At 64.7% G+C, this 15,204-nt stretch carries 16 protein-coding genes and 1 tRNA gene; all 17 read left to right on the top strand.

The annotated features are described in order from the left end of the window. Positions 1 to 3: 3 nt before the first annotated feature. Positions 4 to 1,107, top strand: coding sequence for a tRNA (adenosine(37)-N6)-threonylcarbamoyltransferase complex transferase subunit TsaD (gene tsaD / locus DEH84_RS11260; RefSeq protein WP_109036936.1), 1,104 nt, complete (start codon positions 4 to 6; stop codon positions 1,105 to 1,107). 206 nt (positions 1,108 to 1,313) lie between these two features. Next, positions 1,314 to 1,583: a 30S ribosomal protein S15 gene (gene rpsO, locus DEH84_RS11255; protein ID WP_109036935.1), complete on the top strand. Its 270-nt coding sequence runs from the start codon at positions 1,314 to 1,316 to the stop codon at positions 1,581 to 1,583. Between the two features lie 214 nt (positions 1,584 to 1,797). After that, a complete protein-coding gene (pnp, locus tag DEH84_RS11250; RefSeq protein WP_109036934.1) occupies positions 1,798 to 4,080 on the top strand; it encodes a polyribonucleotide nucleotidyltransferase in 2,283 nt (760 codons plus the stop codon). Between the two features lie 11 nt (positions 4,081 to 4,091). Further along, complete coding sequence (gene tpiA / locus DEH84_RS11245) at positions 4,092 to 4,838, top strand: triose-phosphate isomerase (protein ID WP_109038346.1); 747 nt, start codon at positions 4,092 to 4,094, stop codon at positions 4,836 to 4,838. Positions 4,839 to 4,871: 33 nt separating this feature from the next. Next, entirely contained in the window at positions 4,872 to 5,228 is a 357-nt protein-coding gene (gene secG, locus DEH84_RS11240; protein ID WP_109036933.1) for a preprotein translocase subunit SecG, read from the top strand. 155 nt (positions 5,229 to 5,383) lie between these two features. After that, positions 5,384 to 5,468 (top strand) — tRNA-Leu (locus DEH84_RS11235). 234 nt (positions 5,469 to 5,702) lie between these two features. Further along, a complete protein-coding gene (locus DEH84_RS11230) occupies positions 5,703 to 6,062 on the top strand; it encodes an NADH-quinone oxidoreductase subunit A (RefSeq protein ID WP_109036932.1) in 360 nt (119 codons plus the stop codon). A gap of 44 nt (positions 6,063 to 6,106) precedes the next feature. Then, positions 6,107 to 6,583 (top strand): NuoB/complex I 20 kDa subunit family protein, encoded by a 477-nt coding sequence (locus DEH84_RS11225; protein ID WP_035035151.1) that lies wholly within the window; start codon positions 6,107 to 6,109, stop codon positions 6,581 to 6,583. A gap of 13 nt (positions 6,584 to 6,596) precedes the next feature. Beyond that, positions 6,597 to 7,205 carry an NADH-quinone oxidoreductase subunit C gene (locus tag DEH84_RS11220; RefSeq protein ID WP_109036931.1) on the top strand — a complete coding sequence of 203 codons (609 nt, stop codon included), beginning with the start codon at positions 6,597 to 6,599 and terminating at the stop codon, positions 7,203 to 7,205. A 9-nt stretch (positions 7,206 to 7,214) separates the two neighbouring features. Next, entirely contained in the window at positions 7,215 to 8,468 is a 1,254-nt protein-coding gene (locus DEH84_RS11215) for an NADH-quinone oxidoreductase subunit D (RefSeq protein WP_109036930.1), read from the top strand. A gap of 15 nt (positions 8,469 to 8,483) precedes the next feature. Continuing rightward, complete coding sequence (gene nuoE / locus DEH84_RS11210) at positions 8,484 to 8,969, top strand: NADH-quinone oxidoreductase subunit NuoE (protein ID WP_109036929.1); 486 nt, start codon at positions 8,484 to 8,486, stop codon at positions 8,967 to 8,969. Between the two features lie 10 nt (positions 8,970 to 8,979). Beyond that, a complete protein-coding gene (gene nuoF / locus DEH84_RS11205) occupies positions 8,980 to 10,323 on the top strand; it encodes an NADH-quinone oxidoreductase subunit NuoF (RefSeq protein WP_109036928.1) in 1,344 nt (447 codons plus the stop codon). A 13-nt stretch (positions 10,324 to 10,336) separates the two neighbouring features. Next, the gene (nuoG, locus tag DEH84_RS11200) at positions 10,337 to 12,652 is read left to right on the top strand and encodes an NADH-quinone oxidoreductase subunit NuoG (protein WP_109036927.1); all 2,316 of its coding nucleotides are present in this window, start codon (positions 10,337 to 10,339) and stop codon (positions 12,650 to 12,652) included. Positions 12,653 to 12,671: 19 nt separating this feature from the next. Next, a complete protein-coding gene (gene nuoH, locus DEH84_RS11195; RefSeq protein WP_109036926.1) occupies positions 12,672 to 13,730 on the top strand; it encodes an NADH-quinone oxidoreductase subunit NuoH in 1,059 nt (352 codons plus the stop codon). A 12-nt stretch (positions 13,731 to 13,742) separates the two neighbouring features. Continuing rightward, on the top strand, positions 13,743 to 14,237 hold the full coding sequence (nuoI, locus tag DEH84_RS11190) for an NADH-quinone oxidoreductase subunit NuoI (protein WP_109036925.1): 495 nt from the start codon (positions 13,743 to 13,745) through the stop codon (positions 14,235 to 14,237). A 6-nt stretch (positions 14,238 to 14,243) separates the two neighbouring features. Continuing rightward, positions 14,244 to 14,885, top strand: a complete 642-nt coding sequence (locus tag DEH84_RS11185; RefSeq protein ID WP_109036924.1) for an NADH-quinone oxidoreductase subunit J — start codon at positions 14,244 to 14,246, stop codon at positions 14,883 to 14,885. Next, positions 14,882 to 15,196: an NADH-quinone oxidoreductase subunit NuoK gene (nuoK, locus tag DEH84_RS11180; protein ID WP_109036923.1), complete on the top strand. Its 315-nt coding sequence runs from the start codon at positions 14,882 to 14,884 to the stop codon at positions 15,194 to 15,196. Before DEH84_RS11185 ends, nuoK begins: the two co-directional genes overlap by 4 nt. The last annotated feature ends 8 nt before the right edge of the window (positions 15,197 to 15,204 follow it).

Here is a 15,204-nt window from a genome sequence, read left to right as displayed (position 1 = left end):
TGCATGTCCGAAAGAGAAGTGCGCGCATCCCCCCGGGTTCCTGGTGAACGGCTCATCCTGGGCGTCGAGTCATCCTGTGATGAAACCGGGCTGGCGCTGGTCGCCCTGCCCGAAGCCGGCGCCCCGGTGCTGCTGGCCCACGCCCTGCACAGCCAGATCGACATGCACCAGGCCTACGGCGGCGTCGTGCCTGAACTCGCCTCACGCGATCACATCCGCCGCGTGGTGCCGCTGGCGCGCCAGGTGTTGTCCGAAGCCGGGCGCCGCATCGACGAGATCGACGTGGTGGCGTTCACCCGCGGACCCGGCCTGGCCGGGGCGCTGCTGGTCGGTGCGGGCATGGCCTGCGCCCTCGGCGTGGCCATCGACCGCCCGCTGCTGGGCGTGCATCACCTCGAAGGCCACCTGCTGTCGCCCTTTCTGTCGGCCGACCCGCCCGAGTTCCCCTTCGTGGCCCTGCTGGTTTCCGGCGGCCACACCCAGCTCATGCGGGTCGATGGGGTGGGGCGCTACACGCTGCTTGGTGAGACCGTCGACGACGCCGCGGGCGAGGCTTTCGACAAATCCGCCAAGCTGATGGGCCTGCCTTACCCGGGCGGTCCGCACCTAGCGCGCCTGGCTGAAGAAGGTCGAGCCGACGCGTTCGAATTGCCCCGGCCCATGCTGCACAGTGGCAATCACGATTTCTCCTTTGCCGGGCTGAAAACCGCGGTGCGCACCCACCTGGTGCGCCAGGGCTGGCTCGATCGACCCGATGCGCTGGCAGACCCTGCCAACCACGCCGCCCTGGCTGATCTGGCCGCCTCCGCCCAGACGGCCATCGTCGAGGTGCTGCTCAAGAAGTCGCTGGGGGCGCTCAAGGCCACGGGCCTGAAGCGGCTGGTGGTGGCCGGCGGCGTGGGCGCGAACCGCCAGCTGCGCAGCCAGCTGGACCAGGCCTGTGGCCGGCGAGGCGTGCGCGTCCACTACCCCGAGCTGCATCTGTGCACCGACAACGGCGCCATGATCGCCCTGGCCGCCGCCATGCGCCTGCAGACCGGGCAGGCCGTGCCCACCCGGGAACCGTCGTTCGACGTGAAGCCCCGCTGGGACCTCGCCGCGCTGTAGGCGGTCGCCCGCGCAGGCCGGGCAGCCGCTGCTCGCTTGTGCTAATATCGAGGGCTTGATGGTCCTTTCGGGGCCGTCAATTTCGCACGGCCCGGGTCGGTTTCACCCGGAGTCCGCAAGTCCAACGCCGAAACCGGGGCAGGAAGGGTGGCTGATACAGCTGCTTTCTCGCGCCGGCCAGGCATATGCATCGAACTGGAAACACCATGTCCGTCGCCGACATCAACAAGGCCGAGATCATCAAGGCCAACGCCCGTGGCCAAGCCGACACCGGCTCTCCCGAAGTGCAGGTCGCTCTGCTGACCGCCCGCATCAACGAACTGACTCCCCACTTCAAGGCCAACAAGAAGGACCACCACGGTCGTCGCGGCCTGCTGCGCATGGTCAGCCGTCGTCGCAAGCTGCTCGACTACCTGAAGAGCAAGGACTTCGACCGCTACGCCGCCCTGATCCAGAAGCTGGGCCTGCGCAAGTAATCAGCGCATGACGACAAAAAGCCTGTCTGGACTGCCCAGCACAGGCTTTTTGTTTTTTCACGCCTGCAACTCGACTCAAGCGACCGCTGTGTCATTCCAACGTGGCTGCCCCGCCCAGGCGCCGCGCAACCCCGCTGGAATGGCATCGCGAACGAGTGAAGGCATCACAAATCGCCCTGGCCATGTGGCCTGAGGCACATCGGAGATCAATTCCATGACCATGTTCAACAAAGTCACCAAGACCTTCCAGTGGGGCGGCCGCACCGTCACCATGGAGACCGGCGAAATCGCCCGTCAGGCCACTGGCGCCGTCCTGGTCGACATCGAAGGCACCGTGGTGCTGGCCACCGTCGTGTGCGCCAAGACCGCCAAGCCCGGCCAGGACTTCTTCCCCCTGACCGTCGACTACATCGAGAAGACCTACGCCGCCGGCAAGATCCCGGGCAGCTTCTTCAAGCGTGAAGCCAAGCCGTCCGAGCTCGAGACGCTCACCTCGCGCCTGATCGACCGCCCGATCCGTCCGCTGTTCCCTGAAGGCTTCTTCAACGAAGTGCAGCTCGTCATCCACGTGGTGTCGCTGAACCCGGAAGTGTCGGCTGACATCGCGGCCATGATCGCCTCCAGCGCCGCGCTGTCGATCTCGGGCATCCCGTTCAATGGCCCCATCGGTGCAGCCCGCGTGGGCTACATCAATGGCGAGTACGTGCTGAACCCCAGCCCCGCGCAGATGGCCGAGTCCAAGATGGACCTGATCGTCGCCGGCACCGAAACCGCCGTGCTGATGGTGGAATCGGAAGCCGACCAGCTGTCGGAAGACGTGATGCTGGGTGGCGTGGTGTTCGGCCACGAGCAGGGCAGCGTGGCGATCAACGCCATCCACGACCTGGTGCGTGACGCCGGCAAGCCGGCCTGGGACTGGCAGCCGCCCGCCAAGGACGAAGACTTCATCGCCAAGGTCAACGCCCTGGCCGAAGGCCCGCTGCGCGCCGCCTACCAGATCCGCTCCAAGCAGGCCCGCACCCAGGCCTGCCGCGCTGCCTACGCCGACGTGAAGGCTGCCCTGACCGCCGAAGGCATTGCATTCGACGGCGTCAAGGTCGAAGGCCTGCTGTTCGACATCGAAGCCAAGATCGTCCGCAGCCAGATCCTGGCCGGCGAGCCGCGCATCGACGGCCGCGACACCCGCACCGTGCGCCCCATCGAGATCCGCACCGGCGTGCTGCCGCGCGTGCACGGCTCGGCCCTGTTCACCCGTGGTGAAACCCAGGCCCTGGTCATCGCCACCCTGGGCACCGAGCAGGACGCCCAGCGCATCGACGCCCTGACCGGCGACTTCCGCGACACCTTCCTGTTCCACTACAACATGCCTCCGTTCGCCACCGGCGAAACGGGTCGTGTCGGCTCGCCCAAGCGCCGCGAAATCGGCCACGGCCGTCTGGCCAAGCGCGCCCTGGTGCCGCTGCTGCCCCCGAAGGACGAGTTCGCTTACACCGTGCGCGTGGTCTCGGAGATCACCGAATCCAACGGCTCCTCGTCGATGGCTTCGGTCTGCGGCGGCTGCCTGGCCATGATGGATGCCGGCGTGCCGATGAAGGCCCACGTGGCCGGCATCGCCATGGGCCTGATCAAGGAAGGCAACAAGTTCGCCGTCCTGACCGACATCCTGGGTGACGAGGATCACCTCGGCGACATGGACTTCAAGGTGGCCGGCACCACCGCCGGCGTGACCGCCCTGCAGATGGACATCAAGATCCAGGGCATCACCAAGGAAATCATGCAGGTGGCCCTGGCCCAGGCCAAGGAAGCCCGTCTGCACATCCTCGGCAAGATGACCGAAGCCATGGCCGGCGCCAACACCGAGGTGTCCGAGTTCGCTCCCCGCCTCTACACCGTCAAGATCAATCAGGACAAGATCCGTGACCTGATCGGCAAGGGTGGCGCCACCATCCGCGGCCTGTGCGAAGAGACCGGCTGCCAGATCAACATCGCGGAAGACGGCACCGTCACCGTGGCGTCGGCCGACACCGCCAAGGCCGACGAAGCCCTGCGCCGCATTGCCGAAATCACCGCCGAAGTCGAAATCGGTGCCGTGTACGAAGGCCCGGTCACCAAGCTGTTCGACTTCGGTGCGCTGGTGAACCTGCTGCCCGGCAAGGACGGCCTGCTGCACATCAGCCAGATCGCCCACGAACGCGTCGAGAAGGTCTCCGACTACCTGACCGAAGGCCAGATGGTCAAGGTCAAGGTCCTCGAGACCGACGAGAAGGGCCGTATCAAGCTCTCCATGAAGGCCCTGCTGGAGCGCCCTGAAGGCATGCCCGAGCGCGAAGAGCGTGGTGAGCGCCGTGACCGCGGCGACCGTGGTGATCGCGGCGAGCGCCGTGACCGTGGCGGCGACCGTGGCGAGCGCCGCGATCGCGCACCCCGTGCCGAGCAGCAGTTCACCGACGCCCCCGAGGGCAACGGTGACGAGCAGGCCCAACAGCAACAACAGTGATCCGTCAGGCCATGAAGAAGCTGGTTGTTGGTAACTGGAAGATGCACGGTTCGCGTGCATTCAATGCCGAACTGATCCAGGGCCTGCTGGCCTCGGATCTGGCCACCACGGCGCCCCGCGCCGATGTGGCTGTGTGCCCGCCCTTCGTGTACCTGGCCGAGGTCGTGGCCGCGCTGCAAGGCAGTGCGATCGGCGTCGGAAGCCAGGACGTCTCCGTGCAGGTGCAGGGCGCCTACACGGGCGAGGTCGCGGGGCCGATGCTGCGCGAAGTCGGGGCCACCTACGCCATCGTGGGGCACTCCGAGCGTCGCAGCTACCACGCTGAAGGCGACCAGCTCGTGGCCGACAAGGCCCGGGCTGCGCTGTCGCACGGTCTGATCCCCATCGTCTGTGTCGGTGAAACGCTCGCCGAGCGGGAAGCCGGTCAGACCGAAGCGGTGGTGGGTCGTCAGCTGCAGGCCGTGATCGACACGTTGGGGGCCGACCTGGCCCGCATCGTCGTCGCTTACGAACCGGTCTGGGCCATCGGCACCGGCAAGACCGCTTCGCCCGAGCAGGCGCAGGCCGTGCACGCCTTCCTGCGGGCGCAACTGAAGTCGGCCCGCGCTGAAGCGGCCACCGTGCCACTGCTCTATGGTGGCTCGGTCAAGCCCGACAATGCGGCCCAGCTCTTCGCTCAACCCGACATCGATGGCGGCCTCATCGGCGGCGCCGCGCTGAAGGCGGCCGATTTTGCCGCCATCGCGCGTGCGGCCTGACGTCGCTTCCGACCCTCACAGGAGTTTCTGTACATGCAACAAGCTTTGATGACCGCGGTGCTGCTGCTGCAGGTCGCATCGGCGCTGGCCATGATCGGCCTGGTGCTGGTGCAGCACGGCAAGGGCGCCGACATGGGCGCTTCTTTCGGCAGTGGTGCGTCCGGCAGCCTGTTCGGTGCCACCGGCAGCGCCAACTTCCTGTCGCGCACCACCGCCGTGGCGGCGACGATCTTCTTCAGCACGACCCTGGGTCTGGCTTACTTCGGCAACCTCCGCACGCCGACGGCCGAAGCCCCGACCGTGCTGGAGCAGTCTGCCAGCGACGCTGCCTCTGCAGCTCAGCCGGCGGCTTCCGCGGCTTCGGGCGCTGCCCTGATTCCGACGAAGTGACAAGTGTCTCGAAGAGGTCGTCCGTTTGACACCAAACGCGAACGACATCTTCAAGACAGGTCGATTTTCGGTTTAGAATAGAAGTCTTCGGTAAGCAATCCTCACGCAAGCCGAGCGACAGACGAAAAAGAGCTGGCTGTCATCCAGTCAGTTTGGCCGACGTGGTGAAATTGGTAGACACGCTATCTTGAGGGGGTAGTGGCGAAAGCTGTGCGAGTTCGAGTCTCGCCGTCGGCACCATGAGATCAACAGACACTTGTGCCAACCCTCATGATCAGCGCCGGTCGTCCCCCCAAAGCTGATCATCTGGAATGTGGCTCCGTCATGCGGGGCAGCACAAAGTGTCAAGGAAGGCGCGCTGTGGTTGTCATTGAACCGGAATGGAATCCGGGCAATGTCAGGCCTGGCGCGCCTTTTGTTTTGTCCGCGTGATTCAATCGCGCGTCCTGTTCAATCAATGAGACAAGGGTCAAGATGAACATCGAGCAGTATCTGCCAGTCATCCTTTTCATCCTGGTTGGCGTCGGTGTGGGTGTCGCGCCACAGTTGCTGGGCTTTCTGCTGGGCCCGCGTCGCCCTGACCCGGCAAAGAACTCCCCCTACGAGTGCGGCTTCGAGGCTTTCGAAGACGCCCGGATGAAGTTCGATGTGCGCTATTACCTGGTTGCCATCCTCTTCATCCTGTTCGACCTCGAAATCGCTTTCCTGTTCCCGTGGGCCGTGGCCCTGAAGGAAGTGGGCATGGCGGGTTTCGCGGCCATCATGTTGTTCCTGGGCATCCTCGTCGTGGGCTTCGCCTACGAATGGAAGAAGGGCGCGCTGGATTGGGAGTGATCCCGTTCGCGCGTCACCACACAGGAATCTGAAGAGGTATTGCTATGGGTATCGAGGGCGTCTTCAAAGAGGGCTTCATCACCACCTCGGCCGACACGCTGATCAACTGGTCCAAGACCGGTTCGCTGTGGCCGATGACGTTTGGTCTGGCCTGCTGCGCGGTCGAGATGATGCACGCCGGTGCGGCGCGCTATGACATCGACCGCTTCGGCATGCTGTTCCGGCCCAGCCCGCGTCAGTCCGACCTGATGATCGTGGCCGGCACGCTGTGCAACAAGATGGCGCCCGCGCTGCGCAAGGTGTATGACCAGATGGCCGAACCTCGCTGGGTGCTGTCCATGGGATCGTGTGCCAACGGTGGCGGCTACTACCACTACAGCTACTCGGTGGTGCGCGGCTGCGACCGCATCGTGCCGGTGGATGTCTACGTGCCAGGCTGCCCGCCGACGGCCGAGGCACTGCTCTACGGCATCCTGCAGCTGCAGGCCAAGATCCGCCGCGAAAACACCATTGCCCGCTGACCGGAGCCTGCACATGAGCAAACTGGACACCCTGCAGGCTGCCCTGCAAAACGTGCTGGGCGACAAGATCAAGCGCCTGGTTTCCGACCGTGGCGAGCTGACGATCACCGTGTCGGCCGGCGACTACCTCGATGTGGCCCGCACCCTGCGTGACCACGCCGATCTGGCTTTCGAGCAGCTGCAGGACCTCTGCGGCATGGACTGGTCCGCCTACAAGGATGGCGCCGAGTCCATCTACGCCGACGGCCCCCGCTTCGGCGTTGTGTTGCACCTCCTGTCGATCAGCAAGAACTGGCGTTTGCGCGTCAAGACCTTCGCTCTGGACGACGATTTCCCCGTGCTGGCTTCGCTCTGCGACGTCTGGAACGGTGTGAACTGGTTCGAGCGCGAGGCCTTCGACCTGTACGGCATCGTCTTCGATGGCCACACCGACCTGCGCCGCATCCTGACCGACTACGGCTTCATCGGCCACCCGTTCCGCAAGGACTTCCCGACCACGGGCCACGTCGAGATGCGCTACGACCCCGAGCAGAAGCGTGTGATTTACCAGCCGGTCACCATCGAGCAGCGCGAGATCACCCCGCGCATCATCCGCGAAGACAACTACGGTGGTCTCCACTGAGCACGAGCCATGGCAGAGATCAAGAACTACACCCTGAACTTCGGTCCCCAGCACCCGGCCGCCCACGGCGTGCTGCGTCTGGTGCTCGAGCTGGACGGCGAAGTCATCCAGCGTGCCGACCCCCACATCGGCCTGCTGCACCGCGCCACTGAAAAGCTGGCCGAATCCAAGACCTACATCCAGTCGCTGCCCTACATGGACCGCCTGGACTACGTGTCGATGATGTGCAACGAGCACGCCTACTGCCTGGCCATCGAGAAGATGCTCGGCATCGAGGTGCCCGAGCGTGCGCAGTACATCCGCGTCATGTTTGCCGAGATCACCCGCGTGCTCAACCACCTGCTGTGGCTGGGCTGTCACGGGTTCGACTGCGGCGCGATGAACATCCTCATCTACTGCTTCCGCGAGCGTGAGGACCTGTTCGACATGTACGAAGCGGTGTCGGGTGCGCGCATGCACGCGGCCTACTTCCGTCCGGGTGGCGTCTACCGCGATCTGCCGGACACCATGCCGCAGTACAAGGTCAGCAAGATCAAGAACGCGAAGACCATCGCGCGCCTGAACGAGAACCGTCAGGGCTCGCTGCTGGACTTCATCGATGACTTCACCCAGCGCTTCCCCAAGCTGGTGGACGAGTACGAAACCCTGCTGACCGACAACCGCATCTGGAAGCAGCGCACCGTCGGCATCGGCGTGGTCACCCCCGAGCGCGCCCTGCAGATGGGCCTGTCGGGCGCCATGCTGCGCGGCTCGGGCATCGTGTGGGACCTGCGCAAGCACCAGCCCTACGACGTCTACGACAAGGTCGACTTCGACATCCCCATCGGCAAGAACGGCGACTGCTACGACCGTTACCTGGTCCGCGTGGAAGAGCTGCGTCAGTCCAACCGCATCATCAAGCAGTGCGTGGACTGGCTGCGTGCCAACCCGGGCCCGGTCATCACCGACAACCACAAGGTGGCCCCGCCGTCGCGCGTCGAGATGAAGTCGTCGATGGAGCAGCTGATCCACCACTTCAAGCTCTTCACCGAAGGCTTCCACGTGCCCGAGTCCGAGGCCTACGCGGCCGTCGAGCACCCGAAGGGCGAGTTCGGCATCTACCTGGTGTCCGACGGCGCCAACAAGCCGTACCGCCTGAAGATCCGTGCCCCCGGCTTCCCCCACCTCGCCGCCCTCGACGAGATGAGCCGTGGCCACATGCTGGCCGACGCCGTGGCCATCATCGGCACGATGGACATCGTGTTCGGTGAAATCGACCGCTAAGTGACCGACCTACCCATGCTCAGCGAACAAACCAAAGCGCGGTTCGACCGCGAACTCGCCAAGTACCCGGCTGACCAGCGCGTGTCGGCGGTCATGGCCTGTCTGTCCATCATCCAGCAGGAACGCGGCTGGGTCTCGCCCGAAAGCGAGCAGGAGATTGCCGACTACATCGGCATGCCTGCCATGGCGGTGCACGAGGTCACGACGTTCTACAACATGTACAACCAGAAGCCCGTTGGTCAGTTCAAGATCAACGTGTGCACCAACCTGCCTTGCCAGCTGCGTGATGGCCAGAAGGCCCTGCAGCATCTGTGCGAGAAGCTGGGCGTGGAAGACGGCGGCACCACGGCCGACGGTCTGTTCACCGTGCAGCACTGCGAGTGCCTGGGCGCCTGCGCCGATGCACCGGTGGCGCTGGTCAACGACCGCCAGATGGTGAGCTACATGAGCAACGAGAAGCTGGACCAGCTGATCGACGTGCTCAAGGCCAATGCCAAGTGAGGTGAAAGACATGCTCGACCTCTCTCAATTCCAGGCCACCGGCGCAGAGACCTGCTTCCATGGTCGCCACATCAACCCGCAGATCTATGCCGATCTTGACGGCAAGAACTGGAGCCTGAAGGACTACGAAGCGCGTGGCGGCTATGCAGCGCTGCGCAAGATCCTGGGCAAGGACGGCGGCGAAGGCCTGTCGCAGGACCAGGTGATTGCCGAAGTGAAGGCGTCCGGCCTGCGCGGTCGTGGCGGCGCCGGTTTCCCGACCGGCCTGAAGTGGAGCTTCATGCCCCGTGCCTTCCCGGGCCAGAAGTACCTGGTGTGCAACTCCGACGAAGGCGAGCCGGGCACGGCCAAGGACCGCGAGATCCTGCGCCACAATCCGCACATCGTCATCGAGGGCATGGCCATCGCCGCTTACGCGATGGGCATCACGGTCGGCTTCAACTACATCCACGGCGAGATCTTCGAGGTGTACGAGCGCTTCGAAGCCGCGCTGGAAGAAGCACGTGCCGCCGGCTACCTCGGCGACAACATCATGGGCAGCGGCTTCAGCTTCCAGCTGCACGCGCACCATGGCTTCGGCGCCTACATCTGCGGCGAAGAAACCGCCCTGATCGAATCGATCGAAGGCAAGAAGGGCCAGCCCCGCTTCAAGCCGCCTTTCCCGGCGAGCTTCGGCGTCTACGGCAAGCCCACCACGATCAACAACACCGAAACCTTTGCGGCCGTCCCCTGGATCATCCGCAACGGTGGCGAGGCCTTCCTGGCCGTCGGCAAGCCCAACAACGGTGGCACCAAGCTGTTCACCGTGTCCGGTGACGTCGAGCGCCCCGGCAACTACGAGATCCCGCTGGGCACCCCGTTCTCGACGCTGCTCGATCTGTGCGGTGGCGTGCGGGGCGGCAAGAAGCTCAAGGCCGTGATCCCCGGTGGCTCTTCGTCGCCGGTGATCCCTGCCCACATCATGATGGAGTGCACGATGGACTATGACTCCATCGCCAAGGCTGGCTCGATGCTGGGCTCGGGCGCCGTCATCGTGATGGACGAGACACGCTGCATGGTCAAGAGCCTGCAGCGCCTGTCCTATTTCTACATGCACGAGTCCTGCGGCCAGTGCACGCCTTGCCGTGAAGGCACCGGCTGGCTGTGGCGCATGGTCGATCGCATCGAGCGCGGCGAAGGTCGCCCGGAAGACATCGACATGCTGAACTCTGTCGCCGACAACATCCAGGGTCGCACGATCTGTGCACTGGGTGACGCAGCGGCCATGCCGGTGCGCGCATTCATCAAGCACTACCGCGATGAGTTCGTGCACCACATCGAACACAAGACCTGCATGGTCCCGGCCTACATCTGAGCGGGAAACACCGATGGTTGAAATCGAAATCGACGGACAGAAAGTCCAGTGCCAGGAAGGCAGCATGGTGATGCATGCGGCCGAACAGCACGGTACCTACATCCCGCACTTCTGCTACCACAAGAAGCTCTCGATCGCGGCGAACTGCCGCATGTGTCTCGTGGACATCGAGAAGGCGCCCAAGCCCATGCCGGCTTGTGCGACCCCGGTGACCCAGGGCATGATCGTGCGCACCAAGAGCGAGAAAGCCATCAAGGCCCAGCAGGGCGTGATGGAATTCCTGCTCATCAACCACCCGCTGGATTGCCCGATCTGCGACCAGGGTGGTGAGTGCCAGCTGCAGGATCTGGCCGTGGGCTATGGTGGCTCCTCGTCCCGCTACAACGAAGAGAAGCGCGTCGTCTTCAAGAAGGACGTCGGCCCGCTGATCTCGATGGAAGAGATGAGCCGCTGCATCCAGTGCACCCGTTGCGTGCGCTTCGGCCAGGAAGTGGCCGGCGTGATGGAGCTGGGCATGCAGCACCGCGGTGAACATTCCGAGATCGCGACCTTTGTTGGCCGCTCGATCGATTCGGAGTTGTCGGGCAACATGATCGACATCTGCCCGGTCGGCGCCCTGACCAGCAAGCCTTTCCGCTACAGCGCCCGCACCTGGGAGCTGTCGCGCCGCAAGAGCGTGTCGCCGCACGATTCCACCGGTGCCAACCTGATCGTTCAGGTCAAGAACGGCAAGGTGATGCGCGTGGTGCCGCTCGAGAACGAAGACGTCAACGAGTGCTGGATTGCCGACCGCGATCGTTTCAGCTACGAAGCGCTGAACACCGACGCCCGCCTGACCCGTCCGATGATCAAGCAGGGCGGCGAGTGGCGTGAAGTCGACTGGACGACCGCACTCGAATACGTGGCCAACGGCCTCAAGGGCATCAAGGCCGAACACGGCGCGGCTGCCATCGGCGCGCTGGCCACCGAGCACAGCACGGTCGAAGAGCTGTTCCTGCTGGGCCAGCTGGTTCGTGGCCTGGGTGGCGACAACGTCGACACCCGTCTGCGTCAGACCGACTTCACGGCCGGCTCCGGTGTGCGCTGGCTGGGCCTGCCCATTGCCGAACTCGACAAGCTCGATCGCGCGCTGGTCGTGGGCTCGTTCCTGCGCAAGGACCACCCGCTGTTTGCCACGCGTCTGCGCCAGGCGGCCCGCCGTGGCGCACAGGTGTCGGCCATCGGCGGCGCCAACGACGATTGGGCCATCTCGCTGGCTCAGCGCGTGACCGTGGCGCCGAGCGCCTGGGCGCAGGCTCTGGGTGACGTGGCCGTGGCCATCGCAAACCAGCTCGGCGTGACCGCGCCCTGCAACGGCACCGCCACGGACGCCGCCAAGGCCATCGCCGCCTCGCTGCTGTCGGGCCAGAACAAGGCCATCCTGCTCGGCAACGCCGCGGCGCAGCACCCGCAGGCCTCGGTGCTGCAGGCGCTGGCCCAGTGGATCGCCGGCCAGACCGGGGCCCGCTTCGGCTTCCTGGGCGAATCGGCCAACACCGTGGGCGCCCAGCTTGTGGGGGCACAGCCCCAGCAGGGCGGCCTGAACGCAGGTCAGATGCTGGCCGGCAAGGGCCTCAAGGCCTTCGTGCTGATGGGCGTCGAGCCCGAGTTCGACAGCGCCAACCCGACCGCAGCGGCAGCCGCCATCCTGGGCGCCGAAATGGTCGTGGCCATGAGCCCGTTCAAGACGGCTGCCACCGAATACGCCGACGTGATCCTGCCGATCTCGCCGTTCTCCGAAACGTCGGGCACCTTTGTGAACGCCGAAGGCCGCGTGCAGAGCTTCCACGGTGTGGTCAAGCCGCTGGGCGAGACCCGCCCGGCCTGGAAGGTGCTGCGCGTGCTGGGCACGATGCTGGGCCTGGACGGCTTCGCTTTCGAGACCTCGGAAGAGGTCAAGGCGCGCGCGCTGGGCGACCTGGCCGCACTGCCTGCCAAGCTGAACAACGACACGCCTGCCGCCATCACCCTCACGGGTGGCACCGGTGCGCTCGAGCGCCTGGCCGATCTGCCCATCTACAGTGCCGACGCCCTGGTGCGCCGTGCGCCGTCGCTGCAGGCCACGGCCGATGCACGTCCGCCGGTGGTGAGCCTGCCGCAGGCCCTGTGGGCCGAGCTGGGTCTGGCCGACGGTGCCCAGGTCAAGGTGTCGCAAGAAGGAGGCGCTGCCGTGCTGCCTGCCGTCCTGGATGCCAGCCTGCCGGCCAACGTGGTGCGCGTGCCCGCCGGTACGCAGGCGACGTCCACCCTGGGCGCCTCCTTCGGCGCGATCCGCGTCGAAAAAGCCTGAAGGGTAGGGGAGACACTCAATGATTGACACCCTGTACAACGCTGGCGCAGCCAGCCTGGGCGGTGCCTGGCCGGTGGTCTGGTCGCTCATCAAGATCGTGGCGCTGCTGCTGCCGCTGCTGGGCTGTGTGGCCTACCTCACGCTGTGGGAGCGCAAGGCCATCGGCTGGTCTCAGATCCGTCCGGGTCCGAACCGCACCGGTCCTGGTGGTCTGCTGCAGCCGATTGCCGACGCCGTGAAGCTGATCTTCAAGGAGATCATCGTCCCGTCGGCCGCCAACAAGAGCCTGTTCTTCCTGGGCCCGATCATGACGATCATGCCGGCCCTGGCTGCCTGGGCGGTGATCCCGTTCGGCCCGGAGGTCGCGCTGGCCAACGTCAACGCTGGCCTGCTGTTCTTGATGGCGATCACCTCGCTGGAAGTCTATGGCGTGATCATCGCTGGCTGGGCTTCGAACTCGAAGTACGCCTTCCTCGGCGCCATCCGCGCTTCGGCCCAGATGGTGTCGTACGAAATCGCGATGGGCTTCTGCCTAGTGATCGTGCTGATGACCGCCGGTTCCCTGAACATGACGGACATCGTGCTGAGCCAGGGCAAGGGCCAGTTCGCCGACATGGGCATGAGCTTCCTGTCCTGGAACTGGCTGCCGCTGCTGCCCATCACCGTCATCTACTTCATCTCGGGTCTGGCTGAAACCAACCGCCACCCGTTCGACGTGGTGGAAGGCGAGTCGGAGATCGTGGCCGGTCACATGATCGAGTACTCGGGCATGTCGTTCGCGATGTTCTTCCTGGCCGAGTACGCCAACATGATCCTGGTGTCCACGCTGGCCGCCATCATGTTCTTCGGTGGCTGGCTGCCCCCGATCGACGCCCTGAGCTTCATTCCGGGCTGGATCTGGCTGGGTCTCAAGGCCTTCATCATCGTCACCCTGTTCCTCTGGGTGCGCGCATCGTTTCCCCGCTTCCGTTACGACCAGATCATGCGTCTGGGCTGGAAGATCTTCATCCCGCTGACCCTGGTCTGGCTGGTGGTGGTCGGGGTCTGGATGATGTCGCCCTGGAACATCTGGAAATAAGGAAGGCCACCCATGTCTGCGACCTCCTTCAAGGAATTCGTCTCCAGCTTCTTCCTCATCGAACTGTTCAAGGGGATGGCCCTGACCGGCCGTCACTTCCTGAAGCCGTCCATCACGGTGCAGTTCCCTGAAGAAAAGACCCCGATGTCGCCGCGCTTCCGTGGCCTGCACGCCCTGCGCCGCTACGAGAACGGCGAAGAACGCTGCATCGCCTGCAAGCTGTGCGAGGCGATCTGCCCGGCCATGGCCATCACGATCGAGTCGGACGTGCGTGACGACGGCACCCGCCGCACCACGCGCTACGACATCGATCTGACCAAGTGCATCTTCTGCGGTTTCTGCGAAGAAAGCTGCCCTGTGGATTCGATCGTGGAAACCCACATCCTCGAGTACCACGGCGAAAAGCGCGGCGACCTCTACTTCACCAAGGACATGCTCCTGGCGGTGGGGGATCGCTACGAAAAGGACATTGCAGCCAACAAGGAGGCGGACGCGAAATACCGCTGACCCACCATGGACACCTTCAGCCTACTTTTCTATCTGTTCGCCCTGGTGCTGGTCTACGCGGGCTTCCGCGTGATCACCGCCCGGAGCCCCGTTTCCGCCGCGCTGCATCTGGTGCTGGCCTTCTTCAGCGCTTCGTGCGTCTGGATGCTGCTGCAGGCCGAGTTTCTGGCGATTGCGCTGGTGCTCGTGTACGTCGGTGCCGTGATGGTGCTGTTCCTCTTCGTCGTGATGATGCTCGACATCAACGTCGACGCCTTGCGTCAGGGGTTCTGGAAGCACTTCCCGGTGGCCGGCATCATCGGTGCGCTGATTGCCATCGAGATGGCCTTCGTGCTGACCCGTGGCTTCGACCTGCCTCAGGCTCGCCCCTTCCCGCCTGAGGTCGCGCAGGTGGCCAACACCAAGGCGCTGGGCATCGAGCTCTACACCAACTACCTGTTCCCGGTTCAGATTGCCGCCGTGATCCTGCTGGTCGCCATCGTGGCTGCCATCGCGCTGACGCTGCGTCGTCGCAAGGATTCGCACTACCAGAACCCGTCCGAACAGGTCCGCGTCAAGAAGGCCGACCGCCTGCGCATCATCAAGGTGGCGCCCCAGGTGGACGCGCCGGCTGCCGACGCCAGCAACCAGACCGGAGGCCAGGCATGACCACGTCCATCACCCTCGGGCACTTCCTGTCGCTGGGCGCGATCCTCTTCGCGATGTCGGTGATCGGGATCTTCCTGAACCGCAAGAACCTGATCGTGCTGCTGATGGCCATCGAGCTGATGCTGCTGGCCGTCAACATGAACTTCGTCGCGTTCTCCCACTACCTGGGGAACATGGATGGTCAGGTTTTCGTCTTCTTCATCCTGACCGTCGCGGCCGCTGAATCGGCCATCGGTCTGGCCATTCTGGTGGTGCTGTTCCGCAACCGTCAGTCGATCAATGTCGACGAGCTCGACACGCTCAAGGGCTGATCGGGAGA

The organism is Aquabacterium olei (assembly GCF_003100395.1).
Taxonomy (GTDB): domain Bacteria; phylum Pseudomonadota; class Gammaproteobacteria; order Burkholderiales; family Burkholderiaceae_C; genus Aquabacterium; species Aquabacterium olei.
This window is presented reverse-complemented; position numbering and strand designations above follow the sequence as displayed.

Bases quoted from the DNA above. Each gene is read 5' to 3' on its own strand.
- tsaD (WP_109036936.1), top strand. From the start codon at position 4: ATGTCCGAAAGAGAAGTGCGCGCATCCCCCCGGGTTCCTGGTGAACGG.
- rpsO (WP_109036935.1), top strand. From the start codon at position 1,314: ATGTCCGTCGCCGACATCAACAAGGCCGAGATCATCAAGGCCAACGCC.
- pnp (WP_109036934.1), top strand. From the start codon at position 1,798: ATGACCATGTTCAACAAAGTCACCAAGACCTTCCAGTGGGGCGGCCGC.
- tpiA (WP_109038346.1), top strand. From the start codon at position 4,092: ATGAAGAAGCTGGTTGTTGGTAACTGGAAGATGCACGGTTCGCGTGCA.
- secG (WP_109036933.1), top strand. From the start codon at position 4,872: ATGCAACAAGCTTTGATGACCGCGGTGCTGCTGCTGCAGGTCGCATCG.
- DEH84_RS11230 (WP_109036932.1), top strand. From the start codon at position 5,703: ATGAACATCGAGCAGTATCTGCCAGTCATCCTTTTCATCCTGGTTGGC.
- DEH84_RS11225 (WP_035035151.1), top strand. From the start codon at position 6,107: ATGGGTATCGAGGGCGTCTTCAAAGAGGGCTTCATCACCACCTCGGCC.
- DEH84_RS11220 (WP_109036931.1), top strand. From the start codon at position 6,597: ATGAGCAAACTGGACACCCTGCAGGCTGCCCTGCAAAACGTGCTGGGC.
- DEH84_RS11215 (WP_109036930.1), top strand. From the start codon at position 7,215: ATGGCAGAGATCAAGAACTACACCCTGAACTTCGGTCCCCAGCACCCG.
- nuoE (WP_109036929.1), top strand. From the start codon at position 8,484: ATGCTCAGCGAACAAACCAAAGCGCGGTTCGACCGCGAACTCGCCAAG.
- nuoF (WP_109036928.1), top strand. From the start codon at position 8,980: ATGCTCGACCTCTCTCAATTCCAGGCCACCGGCGCAGAGACCTGCTTC.
- nuoG (WP_109036927.1), top strand. From the start codon at position 10,337: ATGGTTGAAATCGAAATCGACGGACAGAAAGTCCAGTGCCAGGAAGGC.
- nuoH (WP_109036926.1), top strand. From the start codon at position 12,672: ATGATTGACACCCTGTACAACGCTGGCGCAGCCAGCCTGGGCGGTGCC.
- nuoI (WP_109036925.1), top strand. From the start codon at position 13,743: ATGTCTGCGACCTCCTTCAAGGAATTCGTCTCCAGCTTCTTCCTCATC.
- DEH84_RS11185 (WP_109036924.1), top strand. From the start codon at position 14,244: ATGGACACCTTCAGCCTACTTTTCTATCTGTTCGCCCTGGTGCTGGTC.
- nuoK (WP_109036923.1), top strand. From the start codon at position 14,882: ATGACCACGTCCATCACCCTCGGGCACTTCCTGTCGCTGGGCGCGATC.